We start from the raw sequence: 3,477 nt of genomic DNA, 5'->3' as shown, positions 1-3,477 counted from the left end.
GGGCTAGGTACTCCTATGTATATTCTTGGTATTGCACTCTGTTTGGGACAACTCTTAATTGCGTACCGGCTCGCTCACCAGCGCGACTGGGCGATGGCATTTTACACCGTCTTATGTTTTGCAGGAATACAGTTCAACGGCATTGTTGCGTGGCTCTTTCTGGTTCATGCGATTGCCGCAACGATTGTGCTCCTTCTGCGCTGGCGTGAGCTGAAACCCGGTCTCTAAACGGTACACTGTCGCCATGCGGAAAGAGCGTGGGCGGGTGATAGAGGTTCTTCAGGAAGAGAACCAGGCGGTTCCGATTGGCGTGGTCGGGTCGCCGTCGGACACCAATCAGATCACGATTGATATTTTAGAGAGCGCGGAAAACTCGCGGATTCGTGGGCAGATGGTGTACTTGGTCTTACCGCACGAAGGGCAGCAGATGGCGGTGCTGGGGCAGATCAGCCGGGTGGAGACCAAGAACCGCTGGCACGAGGACATGGCTTTTCGCGGGATCATCAAGCGGCAGGGTGAACTGCAAAATCTCTCGGGGCGCGCCGATGTGCGCACGGCGACGATCAGTGTGCAGGCCGCGTTTATGATCAGCGAGAACGAAAAAGGCGAGGAGTTCTCCAGCGAAGACATGCTGGGCACATCGCCCAGCACCGGGAAAGCGGTCTACGCCGTGCGCGATGAAGTTCTTTCCATACTTCTGGAAAAGCACCAAAAGGAGATTGTCTACCTCGGGAGAGTGTTCGGCACACAGGTCAAGATGCCCCAGCACCTGCGGCACTTTGGCAAGGGCACCGGCGGCGTGGGCGAGGCATACCATATCGGGGTGTTCGGCAAGACCGGCTCGGGTAAGAGCGGCCTCGCTGCCTACTTGCTCCTCTGCTACGCCCGCCAGCGCGAGATGGGTGTCTTGTTTATTGACCCTCAAGGCCAGTTCTCTAGCGGCTGGGGGCTGCCCTTTGACCTCCACCGCGCACTCTTTGCCCAGGGCCGCGATGTGAAAGTCTATAAAATGGCAACGGGCCTGCGCCTCGGCGACAACGCGCTTCAGTTCTGCGAATTACTCGCCAAGGCGAAGTTCTACCAGTTCCTCGGCATCAAAAACGCCGACAACGCCGAGATCGCTGTCGAGGTTCTCTACAACCACGTGCGAAAAGCGCTGACTGCTGCGGGCGCAAAACTCGATGCCGCGCCGGGGAACTTGCTGCGCGACACGCTGACGCTCTGGATCGCCGATGAGAAATCTCTGGAGCGCATCTACACCGGAAAAGAGCGCCGCGAGCAGCTCGCCGAGCGCCTGCGCCAGATACTCAGCGACGCCGAGGAGTTCACGGACTGCCAGAAGCGCTGGACGACGGCGCTGGACATGTTCCAGAAAATTGACTCCAAGGGCAATGAGCGCACCCCCCTCTCGCAAGTCGTGGCGTCTATGATCCGCACCGCCGAGACCGACACGCAGCCCTTTATCTTTCTGGACATCTCCGGCGAGGGCACGGAGTTCAAAGACGACGATGAAATCAAAGCGTTGCTCCTGAAAGAGATCGCCAGTACGCTCAACCGTGAGGGCGGGGAAGCATTTGCACAAGGCAAGCAGCTCAACTGCCTCGTGGCGCTCGATGAGGCCCATCGGTTTGTGCGCAACTTCACCCGCTCGTCGGACACCACCGAGATGTCCAAGCTCACTACGGAGTTCGTGGACGCGGTGCGCACCACAAGAAAGTACGGTCTGGGGTATTTATTCATCACCCAGACCCTCGCCAGCCTGCACCGTGAGATTATCGGGCAGCTCCGGCTCTGCGCGTTTGGCTACGGCCTCACGATGGGCAGTGAGCTAGCGAACTTAAATGAGCTGGTGGGCGACCCCGAGGCGCTCTCGCTCTACCGCTCGTTTGTGGACCCGCAGAGCCGCAAGCAGTACCCCTTTATGTTCACCGGCCCCGCCTCGCCTTTGAGCTTTACTGGCAGCCCGATCTTCGTAGAGATGTTCACCCGCTACGAGGATTTCGTCGCCGCCAACCCCTGGGCAGATTACTCCGGTGTGCCCAAAGTGCGCAACACTCCTCTACCCACACGCGGCTACAAAGACGAGGAGTCTTTCGAGAAAGCCCGGACGCTGGATTTCGATTGAGTGCCCGTTTGGATCGCTCCGATAAACCGGGGCGTCTTTTTGTCGCTTCGCGACACGAAGGGCGTGCCGCCCATGAAAGAGAAGTAAACTCGGTATGGCCCGAAGTGGCCTTTGTGTCCGAGGAACGAGGACAATAAGACGCCCCCGTTTATGGGGGCGAGATCATGGGAGCGATTCTCACGAGTAGCCCTATGGTAGACTAAACGCACCATGGGGCAGATCGGGCGATTCATTCGAGAGCTGGGAAAGTACCGGGCCACACAGGCGTGGATCGCGTTTCTGACTCTGGTCTCGGCACTACTCTCCCTCCAAACACCAGGGCTCATCAAGCAGATATTCAACTTCCTCGATCCACGTAAACCTCAGCCATTTCACCTGCCCGGACCGTTTTCCAGCCTCACGGGAGCCTTTATTTTATTGTTGCTCGTCTCACTCGCGGCGGGGTTGATGAGCTACGTGATGGGCGTGACGATTCAGGCGATGGGCCAGCGCTTTCTGCTCGACATGCGCGTCCGGCTTTACACGCATCTTCAGGAGCTCTCGCAGGGCTTTTTTGAGAAGTCCCAAACCGGGAAGATTGTCGCCACGCTGGTCAATGATGTAGGCCAAGTCAATGGGCTGATTACCGGTGCCTTTGTGACGATCATCCAGGACTCGGTGACCCTGATTGGCGTTTTGATCCTGATCTTTATGCAGAACCCGCGCCTCGCACTTCTCGCCCTCGCGGTCTACCCCATCTATATCTTGAACTATGTCTTCTCCCGCACGCTGCTCAAGGAAAACGCCAGCAAGATCAGCGAGCTACGCGGGGTGATTCTCTCGGACTTGCAGGAGAAGCTGGCGGGGATTCAGGTGGTGAAGTCCTATGCCCAAGAGCGCTCCGAGGTGCGCAGCTACACCCACCTGAACCGTGATAACTTAAACCTCAATATCCGACAGAGCAACATGGGGACGCTGCTCTTTGCCCGCGCCGAGTTCATCACCGCTATCGGGACGGCTACGGTGCTTTGTGTTGGGGGCCAGGCAGTGATCAACGGCGAGCTACGGCAGGGCGATCTCGTGGCGTTTCTGGTTCTGGTGACGGCCTATCTCTACGCCCCGACCGTGCGCCTGATCCAGCTCAACGACCAGCTTGCCCGCGCTCAGGCCAGCCTGCGCCGTATTTTCGACCTCCTAGACACCGTGCCTGTGGTCACGAATGATCTGCAAGCCCCGCCCCTTCCAAAAATCTCGGGGCGCGTGGTCTATGAGAGTGTCTGGTTTTCCTACGAGCCCGATCAGTACGTCCTCAAGGGCATTGACTTAACCGTCGAGCCCGGCCAGATGATCGCCTTTGTGGGCGGCAGTGGCAG

Annotated in this window: 3 protein-coding genes; all 3 read left to right on the top strand. The window is 58.3% G+C overall.

The features are described from left to right. Positions 1-228 (top strand): hypothetical protein (locus ACH2EH_RS18175; protein WP_395143822.1); only part of this gene is annotated, 228 nt, incomplete at its 5' end. Between the two features lie 16 nt (positions 229-244). After that, complete coding sequence (locus ACH2EH_RS18170; RefSeq protein WP_395143820.1) at positions 245-2,125, top strand: ATP-binding protein; 1,881 nt, start codon at positions 245-247, stop codon at positions 2,123-2,125. Between the two features lie 210 nt (positions 2,126-2,335). Then, the coding region (locus ACH2EH_RS18165) for an ABC transporter ATP-binding protein (protein ID WP_395143818.1) at positions 2,336-3,477 on the top strand (1,142 nt) is incomplete at its 3' end.

This window comes from Armatimonas sp. (assembly GCF_043760365.1).
In the GTDB taxonomy this organism is placed as follows: domain Bacteria; phylum Armatimonadota; class Armatimonadia; order Armatimonadales; family Armatimonadaceae; genus Armatimonas.
This window is presented reverse-complemented; position numbering and strand designations above follow the sequence as displayed.